At 67.8% G+C, this 16,060-nt stretch carries 16 protein-coding genes; 6 read left to right on the top strand and 10 right to left on the bottom strand.

Annotation, left to right across the window (positions count from 1 at the left end; all coding sequences use genetic code 11):
• Positions 1-139: 139 nt before the first annotated feature.
• Genes RKE40_RS12440 through RKE40_RS12430 form a run of 3 tightly spaced genes read right to left on the bottom strand, consistent with a single transcriptional unit; the run spans position 140 to position 3,289 of the window.
• A complete protein-coding gene (locus RKE40_RS12440) occupies positions 140-1,237 on the bottom strand; it encodes an ABC transporter substrate-binding protein (RefSeq protein ID WP_316018548.1) in 1,098 nt (365 codons plus the stop codon).
• Positions 1,237-2,628, bottom strand: a complete 1,392-nt coding sequence (locus RKE40_RS12435) for a sensor histidine kinase (protein WP_316018547.1) — start codon at positions 2,626-2,628, stop codon at positions 1,237-1,239. Before RKE40_RS12435 ends, RKE40_RS12440 begins: the two co-directional genes overlap by 1 nt.
• The gene (locus RKE40_RS12430; protein WP_316018546.1) at positions 2,615-3,289 is read right to left on the bottom strand and encodes a response regulator transcription factor; all 675 of its coding nucleotides are present in this window, start codon (positions 3,287-3,289) and stop codon (positions 2,615-2,617) included. Before RKE40_RS12430 ends, RKE40_RS12435 begins: the two co-directional genes overlap by 14 nt.
• A 233-nt stretch (positions 3,290-3,522) precedes the next feature.
• On the opposite strand from RKE40_RS12430, the gene RKE40_RS12425 reads away from it, so the two are divergent.
• From RKE40_RS12425 to RKE40_RS12410, 4 genes are all read left to right on the top strand, one after another.
• Positions 3,523-4,482, top strand: coding sequence for a Bug family tripartite tricarboxylate transporter substrate binding protein (locus RKE40_RS12425; protein WP_316018545.1), 960 nt, complete (start codon positions 3,523-3,525; stop codon positions 4,480-4,482).
• Between the two features lie 31 nt (positions 4,483-4,513).
• Positions 4,514-4,978 (top strand): tripartite tricarboxylate transporter TctB family protein, encoded by a 465-nt coding sequence (locus RKE40_RS12420; RefSeq protein WP_316018544.1) that lies wholly within the window; start codon positions 4,514-4,516, stop codon positions 4,976-4,978.
• A 4-nt stretch (positions 4,979-4,982) separates the two neighbouring features.
• Complete coding sequence (locus RKE40_RS12415) at positions 4,983-6,497, top strand: tripartite tricarboxylate transporter permease (RefSeq protein ID WP_316018543.1); 1,515 nt, start codon at positions 4,983-4,985, stop codon at positions 6,495-6,497.
• A gap of 161 nt (positions 6,498-6,658) precedes the next feature.
• Positions 6,659-7,615 carry a glutathione S-transferase family protein gene (locus RKE40_RS12410; protein ID WP_316018542.1) on the top strand — a complete coding sequence of 319 codons (957 nt, stop codon included), beginning with the start codon at positions 6,659-6,661 and terminating at the stop codon, positions 7,613-7,615.
• 51 nt (positions 7,616-7,666) lie between these two features.
• Here the strand turns inward: RKE40_RS12410 and RKE40_RS12405 are convergent, their stop codons facing one another.
• Positions 7,667-8,608: a LysR family transcriptional regulator gene (locus RKE40_RS12405; RefSeq protein ID WP_316018541.1), complete on the bottom strand. Its 942-nt coding sequence runs from the start codon at positions 8,606-8,608 to the stop codon at positions 7,667-7,669.
• Between the two features lie 131 nt (positions 8,609-8,739).
• On the opposite strand from RKE40_RS12405, the gene RKE40_RS12400 reads away from it, so the two are divergent.
• Positions 8,740-9,606 (top strand): pirin family protein, encoded by an 867-nt coding sequence (locus RKE40_RS12400; protein WP_316018540.1) that lies wholly within the window; start codon positions 8,740-8,742, stop codon positions 9,604-9,606.
• Between the two features lie 103 nt (positions 9,607-9,709).
• Entirely contained in the window at positions 9,710-10,390 is a 681-nt protein-coding gene (locus RKE40_RS12395) for a hydrolase (protein WP_316018539.1), read from the top strand.
• Between the two features lie 97 nt (positions 10,391-10,487).
• On the opposite strand, the gene RKE40_RS12390 is transcribed toward RKE40_RS12395, so the two are convergent.
• From RKE40_RS12390 to rsfS, 6 genes are all read right to left on the bottom strand, one after another.
• Positions 10,488-10,997 carry an RNA pyrophosphohydrolase gene (locus RKE40_RS12390; protein ID WP_316018538.1) on the bottom strand — a complete coding sequence of 170 codons (510 nt, stop codon included), beginning with the start codon at positions 10,995-10,997 and terminating at the stop codon, positions 10,488-10,490.
• The gene (locus tag RKE40_RS12385) at positions 10,994-12,202 is read right to left on the bottom strand and encodes a divergent polysaccharide deacetylase family protein (RefSeq protein ID WP_316018562.1); all 1,209 of its coding nucleotides are present in this window, start codon (positions 12,200-12,202) and stop codon (positions 10,994-10,996) included. The genes RKE40_RS12390 and RKE40_RS12385 overlap by 4 nt, the downstream gene beginning before the upstream one ends.
• 167 nt (positions 12,203-12,369) lie before the next feature.
• On the bottom strand, positions 12,370-13,743 hold the full coding sequence (locus RKE40_RS12380) for a S41 family peptidase (RefSeq protein ID WP_316018537.1): 1,374 nt from the start codon (positions 13,741-13,743) through the stop codon (positions 12,370-12,372).
• Positions 13,743-15,113 (bottom strand): murein hydrolase activator EnvC family protein, encoded by a 1,371-nt coding sequence (locus RKE40_RS12375; RefSeq protein ID WP_316018536.1) that lies wholly within the window; start codon positions 15,111-15,113, stop codon positions 13,743-13,745. Before RKE40_RS12375 ends, RKE40_RS12380 begins: the two co-directional genes overlap by 1 nt.
• Positions 15,110-15,589 (bottom strand): 23S rRNA (pseudouridine(1915)-N(3))-methyltransferase RlmH, encoded by a 480-nt coding sequence (gene rlmH, locus RKE40_RS12370; protein WP_316018535.1) that lies wholly within the window; start codon positions 15,587-15,589, stop codon positions 15,110-15,112. Before rlmH ends, RKE40_RS12375 begins: the two co-directional genes overlap by 4 nt.
• A 12-nt stretch (positions 15,590-15,601) precedes the next feature.
• A complete protein-coding gene (gene rsfS, locus RKE40_RS12365) occupies positions 15,602-16,042 on the bottom strand; it encodes a ribosome silencing factor (RefSeq protein WP_390893342.1) in 441 nt (146 codons plus the stop codon).
• Positions 16,043-16,060 lie beyond the last annotated feature (18 nt).

Here is a 16,060-nt window from a genome sequence, read left to right as displayed (position 1 = left end):
GACCCTGCGTGAGGCCGGCGCCAGCGCGATCTTCCCGCCCGGAACCGTCATCGCCGACGCCGCCGAAAAGCTCCTCGAAGAGCTCAACCAGAAACTCGGATACGCCCAGAAATCAGCCGCAGAGTGAGGAGGAGAGCCTTCAGTCGCGCGCTGGCACGGTGACGACAGAGCGCGTCCATTCCGCGAGGAAGCGGGTGCGGCGGGCCTCGTCATAGACGGCGAGCAGCGACGGACCGATGGTGATCGGCCTGAACAGCCCCGCGCTGATGATCGAGGAAGGGCCATCGACATCTGCAGGCGAGGCGCCGTCGATCGAGAAGAAAAAGGCGCGCTCGCGGCTGATGCGCTGCCCCTCGTTCGAGAGGATGAATTCGACGAAGGCACTGGCGAGCGCGGGGCGATGTGCGAGCGCCGGTATCATCGCGCCGCGGCTCAGCACCACCGTGTAGTCGCGCGGCAGCACGATGCGAAGCCGCGCCCCGGCCTTGATCCTTGCATAGGCATAGGAGCCGAGCAGGTTGTAGCCGATCAGGAGGCGCCCGCGCTCCAGTTCGTCGAGCAGGTCGCTGGTGCAGCAATGCACGACGGCCCGGGCGCGGCCGAAGCTCTCGATCAGGCGGCCATAGGCGCTGGTCTGGCGGGCGTCCGAGATGGTCAGCAGATAGCCGATGCCGGAGCGTCGCGGATCATAGGTGCCGATCCGCCCGCGATAGAAATCCTCCTTGGAGCGCAGCAATTCTGCGAGCTCGACGCGCGTGCGTGGCACGTCCCCGGGCGGCACGGCGTCGTAGTTATAGGCGATGACGGCGGGCTCGAAGGTGAAGCCGAAGACCTCGTCGCGCCAGTTCGCCCAATGCGGCAAAGCGCGCCCGGCATCCGAGCGAAGCGCCCGGGCGCAGCCGTCATTGGCGAGCTTGACGAGATGGTCGACCGCCGAGGACAGCAGCACGTCGCCAAGGACCTTCCCCGTCTCGCAGGCCCTGGTTGCGGCAACGACGAGATCGTTGGTGACGTATTCGACATAGCGCACGCCCCAGTTCGGATGGCGCTCCTGAAAACCCTCGATCAGCGGCTTCATGGCGGCGATGTCGGCCGCGGCGTGGATGGTGAGGGTGTCGACCTCGTTGGCGCGCGCTGGGAAATGGCTCGTTTCCTGGGCGCGGGCCGGGGCGGGCGCCGCGGCAAGAGCCAGGACCGCAGCCAGTAGCGTGGCAAGAAGAGCAGGCTTCGCGGGCATCACGGATCTTCCTCCGGATCGGCCAGGGGGAAGCTCAGGGCGACGATGAAGCCCTTCTCGTCACGCTCCAGGAAGCTGAGCTGGCCCTGATGGGTCGCGGCGACCTCGGAGGCGATGGCGAGCCCGAGCCCGCCGCTGCGACGCCCGGACGGGTCCTTGGCGAAGCGCTGGGTGACGAGCGCCCACTGGCTGCGTGGGATGCCGGGGCCGTCATCGTGAACTTCCAGCCGGGCCGAGGTGCCTTGGCGGCTCAGCACGATCCCGAGGCGTGCGACGGCGCCGTGCTGGACGGCGTTGTCGAGGATATTGGAGATCGCCTCGCGCAGGCTGACCCGGTCGCCATGGATGAGAAGCGGCCCCGGCGGAGCCTCGAAGGAGGTGACGATGTCGGGGTTCAGCGAAACCGGAAGGGTGTTGCGCAAGGCGAGCCGCGCGACCTTGGCGAGGTCGATGCGCTCGAAGGGCACGGATTCCTTGCGGTGGACGACCATCGCATGGCTGAGGAGCTGGTTAGCGAGGCGGCCGAGCTGCTTGGTCCGGGCCTGGACGCGTTCGAGGTGGCGGCGCTGGCGGATGGCGTCGGCTTCATGTGCGAGAAGATCGACCTGCCCGGAGAGGGCGGTGAGCGGCGTGCGGATCTGGTGGGCGGCATCGGCGATGAAACGCTGCATCAGCTCCATGCGCTCGCCGAGCCGGCTCATGAAATGGTTGATCGAGCCGACGAGGGCGCGGATCTCACGCGGTGTCTCGAGCGAGAGCGGGGTCAGGTCCTGTGGATCACGCAGGGTCAGCGCCGTCTCGATCCGGGTCAGGGGCTTCAACGAGTAGCGGAGCGCGAAGATCACGCCGCCAAAGGCGATGCCACTCATGATCAGGACGAGGCCGGTCGCGTTCAGCGTCAGGTCGCGGGCGAGCGAGAAGCGGGCCTCGCGGGTCTGGGCGACGACGACCTGGGCCCAGCCCTGGACATCGGCGCCGGCGAAGGAGCGTCCGACAGAGGCGATCCGCACCGGCACGTCGCGGAACACGCCGTCGGAGACGACCGGCCGGTCGCGACGCTCGCCGCCGGATGCAGGCACGGGGAGGTCCGGATAGCCCGTCAGCAACTCGCCCTTCGGGCCGGTGAGCCGGTAGAAGATGCGGTCGCGGTCGGAGAGCGCGAGCATCTCGAAGGCGGAAATCGGCAGGTCGACCGTGACTTCGCCATTCTGGACGGTGAGAGCCTCGGCGATCTGCAGGACGGCGCCGACCAGCAGCCGGTCATAGGCCTCGTCGGCCGCTGTGCGAGCGGAGTACCAGGCGAGCGAGGTCAGTCCTGCCGCTCCGACGGCCAGGACCAGGGCGATGGTGACCGCGAGCCGCGTGAAAAGAGAGGGGTCACGCGTCTTCATGTGGCACCAGCTGGTAGCCTAGCCCCCGGATCGTCCGGATCTCGGCGCGCGCGCCTTCGAGCTTGCGCCTGAGCCGCCCGACATAGAGCTCGATCGCATTGGGGCCGGGCGCCTCGTCGAAGCCGAAGAGCTGGTCGAGCAGTTCGTCCTTGCTGAAGACCTTTCCGGGGCGCGCGGCCAGGATCTCCAGCAGCGTCAATTCCCGGCGCTTCAGGCCGACCTCGCGATTGCCGATGCGGACCGCGCGGAGATTGCGGTCGATGACGATGTCGCCGCAGGCCAGGACATTGGTCGCATTGCCCTCGCGGCGGCGCAGCAGCACCCGCGCCCGTGCCTCCAGCTCGCGGAAATCGAAGGGCTTGACCAGATAGTCGTCGGCGCCGAGGTCGAGGGCGCTGACCCGGTCCTCGACCTCCGAGCGCGCGGTCAGGACCAGGACCGGAGTCCGGGACTGCTTGCCCCGCAGGCGGCGCAGGATGCTGAAGCCGTCGAGGCCGGGCAGCATGATGTCGAGGATGACGAGATCATAGCGGGTGAAGTCGAGAATCTCGGCCGCCGCCTGCCCGTCGACCTCCCAGTCGACGGCATGGCCGCCGCGCACGAAGCGCGCCACGATCGCCTCGCCGACGTCGCTGGTATCTTCGATCAGCAGGATGCGCATGCCTGAGGCCAAGACTCCCGTGACAGCTTGATGACAGCTGCCCGTCCTATGAGCAAACGCCACGCATAGGAAGCATAACAAAAATCGGCACGGGAGGAAGTGAGATGAGCGCTCACGGATAGAATTACCTGACGCACGACTTGTGCGGTCTCAAGTCAAAAGCCTGCTTCAATATAACGACGCGCATGAGCGGCGAATAATGTCTGCTGCTTGCGTGGATCTGGGAGGAAAATATGCGAATTGTTTTTGCCGCTTTGCTGTTCGGTGCCCTCGGTATTTCAGGCGCGACTGCCGCGCCGGAGAAGACCGAGTGCCTCGTCGGCGCCAAGCCCGGCGGCGGCTTCGATCTGACCTGCCGTCTCGCGGCGAATGCCCTGACGGCGGCAAAGCTCGTCGAGCGGCCGATGGCGGTGACCTATATGGAGGGCGGCGTCGGCGCGGTCGCCTACAACCATGTCGTCGGCACCAGGCCCGGCGATAGCGGGCTGGTAACGGCGACGTCCTCGGGCTCGGCGCTGCTGCTCGCCCAGAAGAAGTTCGGCCATCACGACGCGACGGCCGTGCGCTGGGTCGCCTCGGTCGGCGCCGATTACGGTATCGTCGCGGTCGCGGCCAATTCACCGATCAAGACGCTGAAGGAACTGGTCGAGGCCTTCGGCAAGGCGCCCGGCGAGTTTCCGGTGGGCGGTGGCGGCGCCGTCGGCAGCCAGGACTGGATGAAGGCGGCGGTGCTGGCCAAGGCCGCCGGCGTACCCGCCAAGAGCATCCGCTATGTCGCGCTCGAAGGCGGCGGCGCGGTGCAGACCAATCTCCAGGGCGGCTTCATCAAGATCGCCTCGGGCGACGCTTCGGAGATGGTCGCCAATCACAAGGCGGGCAAAATCCGGATTCTCGCCGTGATGTCCGACAAGCGCCTGCCGGGCGATCTCGCCGAGGTGCCGACCGCCAGGGAGCAGGGTCACGACATCGTCTGGCCAATCTGGCGCGGCTTCTATGTCGGGCCGAAGGTCAGCGACGCCGATTACGCCTGGTGGGTCGAGACCTTCGGCAAGCTCGTGAAGACGCCGGAGTTCCAGCGCGAGCGCGAGGCCCGCGGCCTCTACCCCTTCGACGAGATGGGCCAGGCCTTCCACGACACCGTGCAGAAGGACGTCCAGCGCTTCCGCGACCTCGCCAAGGAGGCCGGCCTCTGAGCCGCGATCGCGCATGACGGGAGGAGAGGACATGGCGCAAGCGACGCCGACGACGAACCGCTCGGGAAGGATCGCGGCTGCGATCCTGCTCGCCATCGCAATCGGGCTGGGGGCGGCCGCGACGCAGATCGACTATGCCTTCTCCTCCGACCCGCTCGGGCCGAAGGCCGTGCCGCTGATCCTGTCGGGGTTGCTGGCACTCTTCGCCCTCTACTACTGGTTCCGCCCCGGCGGGGCGGAGGCCTTTCCGCAGGGGCCGCTGCTGTTGCGCAGCTTCGTCTTCATCGCCACCTGCTTCGTCGCCGTGGCGCTGCTCGACCTCGTCGGCTTCCTGCCGGCGATGACCGTGCTGATCGGCGTCACCGCCTATCTCTTCGGCGCCACGCCGCAGGGCGCCGCCGTCATCGGCGTCGTCCAGGCGGCGTTCTGGTTCGCCTGCTTCAAATATGCGCTCGGCACCTATCTGCCGATGGGAACGCTGTTCTCGGGGGGCTGAGACGATGTCGCTCGATTATCTCTGGACCGGGTTCAGCGTCGCCCTGCAGCCGCAGAACCTCGCCTTCGGCCTGATCGGCTGCTTCCTCGGCACGATCATCGGCGCGCTGCCGGCGATCGGCCCGATCAACGGCATCGCGCTCCTGCTGCCGATCGCCTTCGCCGCCAAACTGCCGCCGGAAAGCACCATGATCCTGCTGGCGGCGGTCTATTACGGCGCCGAATATGGCGGGCGGATCTCCTCGATCCTGCTCAACGTGCCCGGCGATGCCGGGGCGGTGATGACCGCGGTCGACGGCTACCCGGCGGCGCGCCAAGGCCGGGCGGCCGAGGCGCTGACGATTTCGGCGCTGTCCTCCTTCGTCGGTGGCATCCTCGCGGTGATCGGCCTGACCTTCTTCGCGCCGGCGCTCGGGCTGATCGCGATCAAGTTCGGCCCGGCCGAATATGTCGCGCTGATGGTCTTCGCCTTCGCGACGCTCGCCTCGATGGTCGGCCACGAGCCGGTCAAGACGCTGATCGGCTGCACGCTCGGCCTCTTGCTGACGACGATCGGCCTCGATCCGACCTCCGGCGCCTATCGCTTCACCTTCGACCAGCCGGAGCTGCATGACGGGATCGAGTTCATCATCCTCGTCATCGGCCTGTTCTCGATCTCCGAGGTGCTGCTGATGCTCGAGCACCAGATGGCCGGCCGGCTGAAACCGATCCCGGTCGGCAAGGGCTTTCCGAGCTGGGCCGACATCAAGGCCTCGTTCTGGCCGACGATCCGCAGTTCGGCGAGCGGCTTCGTCATCGGCGTGCTGCCGGGCACCGGCGCCTCCGTCGCCAGCGCGGTCGCCTACACCACCGAGAAGCGCCTGCTCGACCGCGGCACCTTCGGCAAGGGCGACCTGCGCGGCATCGCGGCGCCAGAGGCCGCCAACAATGCCGCGGCCGGCGGCGCATTCGTGCCGATGCTGACGCTCGGCGTACCCGGCTCGGGGACGACGGCGGTGATGCTCGGCGCGCTGATGCTCTACAACATCACGCCGGGGCCGCAGCTCTTCACCGAGCGCCCCGAGATCGCCGGCGGGCTGATCGCCTCGATGTATGTCGGCAATGTCCTGCTATTGCTGATGAACATCCCGCTGATCGGCGTCTTCGCGCGGATGCTACAGGTGCCGAACATGTGGCTGATCCCGGCGATCGTCATCCTCTCGGTGCTCGGCGTCTACACCGCCTATTCCAGCGTGATGTCGGTGCTGATCATGCTCGGCATCGGCGTCGTCGGCTGGGGGCTGCGCAAGCTCGGCTTCGACATGGCGCCGATCGTGCTCGGCTTCGTGCTCGGCAAGGTGCTGGAGACCAATCTGCGCAATGCGCTGGCGATCTCCGGCGGCGATCCCGCGATCCTCGTCGAGAGCCTGATCTCGGTCATCCTGTGGATCTCGGCGGCGCTGATCGTCGCCCTGCCCTGGTGGATCGCGCGGCGCAGGAGGAGCGAGGGGGAGCAGTCGGTAGCGGCGGAGAGCGCCTGATCGAGGACGGTGGCGGTGAGGCCGGCAAGGTCCGCCGCCATCGTCCCGGCCCAGCGCCCGGCCTTATGGACGGTCACAACCCTGGCTCAAAGCGCAGGCATGCGGGATGATCCGAAGTTCCGCCTCGGGCCGGCCGGCCCGCGGCGCGCAAGGAGACCGCAATGGGCTTGCTGATCGACGGCCGCTGGCATGATCGCTGGTACGAGACGAAGGAAAGCGGCGGGCGCTTCATCCGCCAGGAGAGCGCCTTCCGCAACTGGGTGACGGCGGATGGTTCGCCCGGCCCGAGCGGCGGGGGCGGCTTCAAGGCAGAGGCCGGGCGCTATCTACTCTATGTCTCGCTGGCCTGCCCCTGGGCGCATCGCACCTTGATCTTTCGCCAGCTGAAGGGGCTGGCCGATCTCATCGATGTCTCGGTGGTCCATTGGCTGATGGCCGAGCAGGGCTGGACCTTCGCGGAAGGCGAGGGCGTGGTTCCCGATCCGATCGGCGGCGCGCGCTATCTGCACGAGGTCTACACCAGGGCCGAGCCGAGCTATTCCGGCCGGGTCACCGTGCCGGTTCTCTGGGACAGGAAGACCGGGACGGTCGTCAACAACGAGTCGTCGGAGATCATCTGCATGCTCAATTCCGCCTTCGACGGGATTGGTGCGCGGCAAGGTGACTATTATCCGCAGGCGCTCAGGGCCGAGATCGACGCACTGAACGAGCGGATCTATGCAACCGTCAACAACGGGGTCTACCGCGCCGGTTTCGCGACGACGCAGGCGGCCTACGAGGAAGGCGTGCTGCCGCTGTTCGAGACGCTGGACTGGCTCGAGGAGCGGCTGGCGACGCGGCGCTACCTGACCGGCGAGACGACCACCGAAGCCGATTGGCGGCTGTTCACCACGCTGATCCGCTTCGATGCGGTCTATGTCGGGCACTTCAAGTGCAATATCCGGCGCATCGCCGATTATCCGCGGCTGTCGGCCTATCTGCGCGCGCTTCTCGAGTTCGAGGGTGTCCGCGGAACCGTGAACCTCGGCCATATCAAGCGTCACTACTACCAGAGCCACCGCACCCTGAATCCGAGCGGCATCGTCCCGGTCGGTCCGGAGCTCGCCTTCCGCATTTGATCGTGGGGAGCCACGGGCCAAAGGGGATGGACCGCGCGTAGGAACGCGCGGTCAGGCCTTCCTTGCCTCTTCCTCATCATGCTCTTCCAGCCGGTCGAGGGCGGCATACTCTGTCGCCAGGAAGTCGAGCAGGCTGCGCACCGACGGCAGGAGGCCACGCCGGGACGGGAAGGCGGCGTGGATGATGCCGGCGCGCGGCGTCCATTGCGGCAGGATGTCGATCAGCCGGCCCGCCTTGAGGTCGTCGCGGATCACCATGGTCGGGAACTGGCAGACGCCGATGCCCCGCAGTGCCGCCTGCCTCAGCGCCACCATGTCCTCGGTCACCAGACGCGGCCTGTGCGGAATCATGGCGGTGGCACCACCCGGTCCGTCGAGAGACCATTCATGGCTGGCATGCGCCGCTTCCCAGGCGAGGCTCGGCATCGCCGAGAGGTCGGCCGGAACCAGAGGGCGCGCGAAGCAGCCATCGAGCAGAGCAGGGCTTGCCACCAGCCGCTGCCGGCTGGTGGCGAATTTGCGGATCACCAGCTCGCTGTCGTCGAGCGGCGGAAACCGCACCCGGACCGCCATGTCGAAGCCCTCGCGGATCACGTCGACGCGCCGATTGGTGCTTTCGAGATGGACCGCGACCTTGGGATGCTTCGCCATGAAGCGTGCGATCATGTCGCCGAGCTGGAAATAGATGATCGAGGCTGGGCAGCTCACCCGCACGATGCCCTGCGGTTCGGCGCGCATTCGCTCGATCGCTTCCTGCGCCGCCTCCGCCTCCACCACCATCGCCAGGCAATGGCGATAGAATTCCCGGCCGATCTCGGTGACCATGAATTGGCGTGTCGAGCGCTGAATCAGGCGCACGCCCAGGCTCTCCTCCAGCAGGCCGATGCGGCGGCTGAGGCGTGAGCGCGGCATGTCGAGCTTGCGGGCTGCGGCCGAAAAGCCGTTCTGCTCCACCACCTCGACGAAGAAGCGGAGGTCGTTGAGATCCTGCATCGTGACGTCGACCCTATTGTCCTGATTTCAGGACATTGTAGCCCAACCGCGCGTCTACTGCGAGTTTTGTCCCAGGCGTAAGTTCCTCCTCGATTGGATCGTTCAAGCGGCGACCGAGCAGGAGAAGCGCAGTGAGACAGGTTCGAGGCATCTACACCAGCGCGGAGCCGCATTGGGTCGGCGACGGATTTCCGGTGCGCTCCATGCTTTCGCATGCGGTGCAGGGCGAGCATGTCAGCCCCTTCCTGCATCTCGACCATGCCGGCCCCGCCGCGTTTGCACCGGCCGAACAGCCGCGGGGCGTCGGCGTGCATCCGCATCGCGGCTTCGAGACCGTGACGATCGTCTATCAGGGTGAGGTCGAGCATCGCGACTCGACCGGCGCCGGCGGCCTGATCGGCCCGGGCGACGTCCAGTGGATGACGGCCGCGTCCGGCATCCTGCACGAGGAGTTCCACTCGCAGGCCTTCACCCGCCAAGGCGGCACCCTCGACATGGTGCAGCTCTGGATCAACCTGCCGGCGAAACACAAGAACGCCGAGCCGGGCTACCAGACGCTGCTCGATCGCGACATCCCGTCCGTGAGCCTGCCCGGCGGCGCCGGCCAGCTGCGTGTGATCGCCGGCGACTATCTCGGGCATAAGGGCCCGGCCCGCAGCTTCACGCCCATCGATCTTTGGGACCTGCGCCTGAAGCAGGCCAAGGCGGTCGCCCTCGATCTGCCCGAAGGCCACATGGTCGGGCTCGCGGTGCTGCGCGGCACGGTTCTCGTCAACGGGATTTCGACGGCACGGGACGGCCAGTTCGTCCTGCTCGACCGCCAAGGCGGGGTCGTCGGCCTCGAGGCGGCGAGCGATGCCACCGTGCTGCTGCTCGGCGGCGAGCCGATCGACGAGCCGGTGGCGATGCGCGGGCCCTTCGTCATGAACACGACCGAAGAGTTGAACCAGGCCTTCGCCGATTTCAGGGCCGGCCGCTTCGGGGCCATCGCCGCCTGATCCCTACCGTTTTCCCCCGTCGATCGACGTCGGGACAAGGCCGGCCAAGCAGGTGCCGGCTTCGAAAACCACCTGCTTTTCAACTGAGGCAAGGAGACTGACCATGACCAATCCCGCCAATTTCAACGGCCAGCGCCCGGTCATCGACCCGAACGACGCCGTCATGCTGCTGATCGACCATCAGAGCGGCCTGTTCCAGACGGTCGGCGACATGCCGATGCCGGTCCTGCGAAACCATGCCGCGGCGCTGGCCAAGATGGCCACGCTCGCGAACATTCCGGTGATCACCACCGCCTCGGTGCCGCAGGGCCCGAACGGGCCGCTGATCCCCGAGATCCATGCGAATGCTCCCCATGCCAAGTACGTGGCGCGCAAGGGCGAGATCAACGCCTGGGACAATCCCGACTTCGTCGCGGCGGTGAAGGCGACCGGCCGCAAGACGCTGATCATCGCCGGCACGATCACCTCGGTCTGCATGGCCTTCCCGGCGATCTCGGCGGTGCAGGACGGCTACAAGGTCTTCGTCGTGATCGATGCCTCCGGCACCTACTCGAAGATGGCGCAGGAGATCACGCTGGCCCGCGTCGTCCAGGCGGGCGTCGTCCCGATGGATACCGCGGCCGTCGCCTCCGAGATCCAGAAGACCTGGAACCGCGAGGACGCCCAGGAATGGGCCGGCGTCTACACCAAGATCTTCCCGGCCTATCAGCTGCTGATCGAGAGCTATCTCAAGGCGCAAGAGGTCGAGAAGAACCACGAGCAGCTCGACTCGGCCCGCAAGTAAGCTGCTGGGTGGCCGACGCCGCCCATGACGGGCGGTGGGCTTCCAGGCCCGGTGAGGCGCGCGCCTCACCGGGCTTTTCGGCTTCCCGGGAAGGGCCTCAGGGGCGGGCGAAGCCGGCGAAGAGCCGGACGACTTCGCGGTAGACCTCGCGCTTGAAGGGGATGATCAACTCGGGCGTGTCGGCCAGCGGCGCCCAGCGCCAGGAGTCGAATTCCGCCTTGTGGCCGCCGGCGGGGTTGGCGATGTCGATCTCGTCCTCCTCGCCCTCGAAGCGGAAGGCGAACCATTTCTGCGACTGGCCGCGATAGCGCCCGCGCCAGGCCTCCTTGCCGATCTCGCGCGGCAGGTCATAGCTCAGCCAGTCCGGCGCTTCCGCCAGCAGCGAGACCGAGCTGACATTGGTTTCCTCGCGCAATTCGCGATAGGCCGCCTGCAGGGGCTGCTCGCCCCGGTCGATGCCGCCCTGCGGCATCTGCCATTCATGGCCGGGGGCGACATGCTCGCGCTGATTGCGATTGGCGCGGCGGCCGATGAAGACGCGGCCGTCGCGGCTGAACAAGGCTAGACCGACGCAGGGGCGGTAGCCGGCGGGCGGGTTGGTGGTCATCTCAGGGAGCCGGTGCTCGAAGGGTTGCGGAAGCCGCGCGCGGCGCTGACCGGCACGATGGCGAGGCCCTTGGCCTCGAGGGTTCTCGCCCAGCGCGTGATGCGCTCGACCGTGACCGGCAGCGCGCTGGCGGTCGCGACTGCGACGCCGTTCTCGCGGGCGAGCGTCTCCAGCCGCTGCAACTCCTTGTCGATCGCGTCGGCGCGGGGCGTGCCGTCGAGGGCGAGATCGGCCTTCAAGGCCGGGATCTGCGCCCGCGTCGCCGCTGGTGCGAGCTGGCTGCGCGGCGAGGAGCCGTCGTCGACCACCATCAGGCCGCGGCCGGCGACCTCGCGCAGCAGCGGCGTCAGAGCGGCATCGTCGGCCGTCAGGCGCCCGCCGAGGAAATTGACGATGCCGACATAGCCGGTGAAGCGCCCGAGCGCCCATTGCAGCCGGTCGAGATTGTCGGCGCCCTTCGGGCCGGTCAGCAGGGTATGCGGGCCAGGGTCGTTGTCGGGATAGTCGAAAGGCTCCATCGGTACCTGCAGGAAGACCTCGTGGCCTTCGGCGCGGGCGCGGGCCGCGGTCTTCTCGAGATCGGCGCCATAGGGCGCGAAGGCGAGGGAGACGGCGCCGGGCAGGCGCGTGATCGCCTCGCTGGTCGAGCTCTGGCTGATGCCAAGCCCGCCGACCATGATCGCGATGCGGCCCGCGGGCTTGGTCGCGGGGGCGGGGCCGAGCGGGCGGGCATAGACCTGCGCCGGCGTCGCGCCGTCCAAGCCGACCTTGGGCAGGAAGCCGTGCCGCGTGCGCTCGACCAGGCGCTTGTCGGGGGAGGGCGCCAGCTTGATCGTGCCCTCGTCCGGGACGGTGATGACGATGGCGCCGGGGATATCCGTCTCGTCGGCACCGGGCCGGACTACGGTGACGCCGGATTCGGTTTCGAGCTGGCGTGCGCTGGCAGGGCCTTGCGGCGCTTCGAGTCGGCTGATGTCAGGGGCGGTAGCCGCCGTTTCCGGGGCTCGCGGCCTTTCGCGGATCGCGGCGGTCGCCATCGGTTCGCCGCCATCCGGATCGCGCCGCAAGGCGGCATAGAGCGTCAGACCGGTGAAAGTGACGACCAGTGCGCCCGCGAGCGCACGCGACAGCCAGCGACCGACCGGCGGGCGCGGACGCGCGCGCCGGTTCCGGCCGAGAGGCTGGTCGAGTTCGCTGAGCGGCATTCCGGCCAAGAAGCCGTCCTCGCTGATCGGGCGCGGACACGAATCAGTCCGCCGCCCTAGAGTCGGATGATTCCATGTGGAATCAACCGGCAATCAGCGGCGGCGGTAACAAACTCTCGTGGGCGTGCCGCGCCAATGGTCATGGCGCGGCAGTCCTTCAGGCACGATCAGTTCGGCTTGGGCGCTTCGGTCGGGGCGGCGTCGGCCTTGGGGGCCTCCGGAGCCGGGGCCGGAGCGTTGGGCGCCGCAGCGGCGGTGTCCTTCTTGACGCCGCGCAGCAGGTTCAGCGCCGCGATCAGCTGCGTGTCCTTGCTGGCATCGGCCGGGACGTAGGAGGCGGAGCCGGACTGCTCCTCCTTGCCGTCGCCGGAGCGCAGATGGCCCTTGAGCGAAGCTTCGCCCTTGTTCTCGACCTTGTCCTTCAGCTCGGCCGGGACGTCCTGGATGATCTCGATGTCCGGGGTGATGCCCTTGGCCTGGATCGAGTTGCCCGACGGGGTGTAGTAGCGCGCCGTGGTCAGGCGCAGGCCGCCCTGATCGCCGAGGCGGATCACGGTCTGCACCGAGCCCTTGCCGAAGGAGCGCGAGCCCATGACGGTGGCGCGCTTGTGGTCCTGCAGCGCGCCGGCGACGATTTCCGCCGCCGAGGCCGAGGAGCCGTTGATCAGCACGACGACCGGCTTGCCCTTGGTCAGGTCGCCCGACTTGGCGTTGAAGACCTGGGTCTCCTCGGCGTTGCGGCCGCGGGTCGAGACGATCTTGCCGCGCTCGAGGAAGGCGTCGGACACCAGGACGGACTGGTCGAGACGGCCGCCGCGATTGTTGCGGAGATCGATGATGTAGCCCTTGAGCTTGTCGGCGCCGATCTCGGCGTTGAGCTTCTCGATGCCCTTGCGCAGGCCTTCATAGGTCTGCTCGCTGAAGGTGCCGATGCGGATATAGCCGACATCGCCCTCGGCGCGCTCCTCCACCGCCGGGACGACGATGTTCGAACGGGTCAGGGTGAACTCCAGCGGCTCGGACTTGGCGCGCTCGATCTTCAGCTTGACCTGGGTGTTGATGATGCCGCGCATCTTCTCGACCGCCTGGTTCAGGCTGAGGCCCTTGACCTCGTCGCCGTCGATCTGGCGGATGATGTCGCCAGCCAGGATGCCGGCCTTGGCGGCGGGCGTGTCGCGGATCGGCTTGGCGACCTTGAGGACGCCGTCCTCCATCGTGACCTCGATGCCGAGGCCACCGAACTGGCCGCGCATGTCGATATCCATGTCGCGGAAGCTCTTGGCGTCGAGGAACGCCGAGTGCGGGTCGAGCGAGGAGACCATGCCGTTGATGGCGGCCTCGATCAGCTTCTGCTCATCCGGCTTCTCGACATAGTCGGTGCGGATCTTCTCGAAGATGTCGCCGAAGAGGTTGAGGCTGCGATAAACCTCCGCCGAGGCCGCGACCGCGCTGGTCGAGGAGAGCAGGCCCGTTTGCGTCGCGAGGCCGGTGAGGCCGGCGCCGGCGATCGCGCCTGCGAGAACGAGAGAGACCTTGCGCATCATCCGCGAACCTTTTCGCTTTGCGGTTTTTTCCACCACGGCGTCGGATCGATCGAGACGCCGTCTTTTCTGAACTCGACATAGAGAACCGGCTCGCCGGCTCCCGCTCCTACATTCGCCGCCGCCGCTTCGGCGGTCTCGCCCATGACCGCAACCGGTTCGCCTGCGAGCACGAATTGATTCACCGAGACATCAATACGCTGCATGCCCGCCAGGAGGATATAGTAACCATTGCCGGCATTCAGTATCAAGAGTTGGCCAAAGGACCGGAACGGCCCCGCATAGACTATCCAGGCATCGGAAGGTGACGAAACAACGGCATTTGGACGGGTGGAAAGCGATATTCCGCGCGTCGCGACGCCGAGGTCGTCGTTAACCCCGAATCCACGCAATTGTGATCCCGCCACGGGCTGCGGCAGCATCCCGCGCGTCTCCTGAAAGGCGATCTTCGGGGCGAGTCGCGCCGGGTCGCGGAAGGCCAGTGCCGCCATGCGCTGGCGCTGCTCGCGGGTCTCGTTCTCCAGCGCCCGCCGGGCCGCTTCGGCGGCGCGGTTGGCGACCGAGATCTCCTTCTCCATGCGCTCGACGAAGTCCCGCAAGGTCTTGGCCTGCGCGGCCAGGGCCCCTGCGTCGCCGCGCTGGGCCTCGATGTCCCGGGCCGCACTGGCCTCGCGCTCCCGCCTGGCCTCGACCAGCGAGGCGAGGCGCTGACGCTCGCCGGCGAGCCCTTCCATCTCGGCACTGATCGCCTTGCGCTCGCCGGCGATGCCTTCTCGCAGGCGAACCAGCTCGCCGAGATCGGTGCCGAGAATCGTGATCTCCTGGCGCAGATCAGGCACGACCGCGCCGAGCAGCATCGAGGCGCGGACGGCCTCCAGAATATCCTCGGGGCGGACCAGCACGGCCGGCGGCGGGCGGCGGCCAATGCGCTGCAGCGCCGCGAGCACTTCGGCGATCAGTCCGCGCCGGCTTTCGAGCGAGCGGCGGATTGCGGCCTCGCTGTTCTGGAGCAGGGCGAGGCGCTGCTCCAGAGCGGCAAGGCGGGCCTCGGCGGCCTGCGTCTTGGCGGTGGCTTCGAGTAGTGCGGCGTTCAGGCCGGCCCGGTCGGCCCGGATGCCGGCAATCTCCGTCTCGAGCTTGGCACGAGCCTCGGCATTGCCGGCGAGCCGCTCCTCGATCGCCTTCAGCTCGGTTTCGCGAGCGCGCTTCTCCTGCTGCTTCTGCTCGGTCTCGCGCGCCAGCTGCTCCTGCTCGGGAGAGCTGTCCGCCTGGCCGAAGGCAGGGCCGGCCGCGAGGCAGGCGCCGAGCAGCAGCGGCCAGAGAGCCTGCCGGCGGAAGCGGTCGCGAATCAGCCGGAGAATGCGGATCATGCGCGATGATAAGGGTGCCCGGCCATGATCGTCATGGCCCGATAGAGCTGCTCGAGCGCCAGTGCCCGGACGATCTGGTGCGGGATGGTCAGTGCGCCGAAGCAGAGCACCAGTCCGGCGCGGGCCCGCAACTCCTCGGCAAGCCCGTCGGCGCCGCCGATCAGCAGGGTCGCCGCCGGCGTTCCAGCGTCGCGCGCCGCGGCGATCTTGCCGGCGAAGGCCTCGCTGCCGAGGTTCTTGCCGCGTTCGTCGAGTGCGATGACGAGGCCTTGCGGCAGGCGCTCGGCGATCAGCCGCGCCTCTTCATTGCGCCGTTCCTCGCTGCGACGGCCGCGACTCTCGGCGAGCTCGACGATGTCCGGGCCGGTGAAGCCCAGACTCCGCGAAAGCGCGGTGGCGCGTTCCTGGTAGCGGGCGCAGAGGTCGCGTTCCGGCCCGTCCTTGAGGCGGCCGATTGCGATGATCGACAGGCGCATGGACGGCCGGCTTCAGCCGACCAGGCGCTCATGCGGACGGTCCGCGCCCCACATCTTCTCGAGATTGTAGAACTGGCGCACTTCCGGACGGAAGACATGAATGATGATGTCGCCGGTGTCGATCAGCACCCAGTCGCAAGCCGGCACGCCCTCGACCTTCGGCGTCGGTTCGCCGGCCTTCTTCAAGGCCTCGACGAGACTGTCCGCGATAGCGCCGACGTGACGGTTGACCGTGCCCGAAGCGATGATCATGGCGTCGGCCAGCGAAGTCTTTCCGACGAGGTCGATGACCGTGATGTCCTCGGCCTTCATGTCCTCGAGGACCTGGAGCGCAAGGGTTACGCCGGCCGCGGCCGGATGATCGGCTGCGGTGGCCGGCGCCAGCGGCTCGGAGCCTGCTTCGCCGAGGTTTTGACGGGTCAGAGCCGTGTCCTCACGTGACGACGCGCTCACGGCGCGACCCGTCCAATC

Source organism: Allobosea rubneri, from assembly GCF_032464875.1.
In the GTDB taxonomy this organism is placed as follows: domain Bacteria; phylum Pseudomonadota; class Alphaproteobacteria; order Rhizobiales; family Beijerinckiaceae; genus Allobosea; species Allobosea rubneri.
This window is presented reverse-complemented; position numbering and strand designations above follow the sequence as displayed.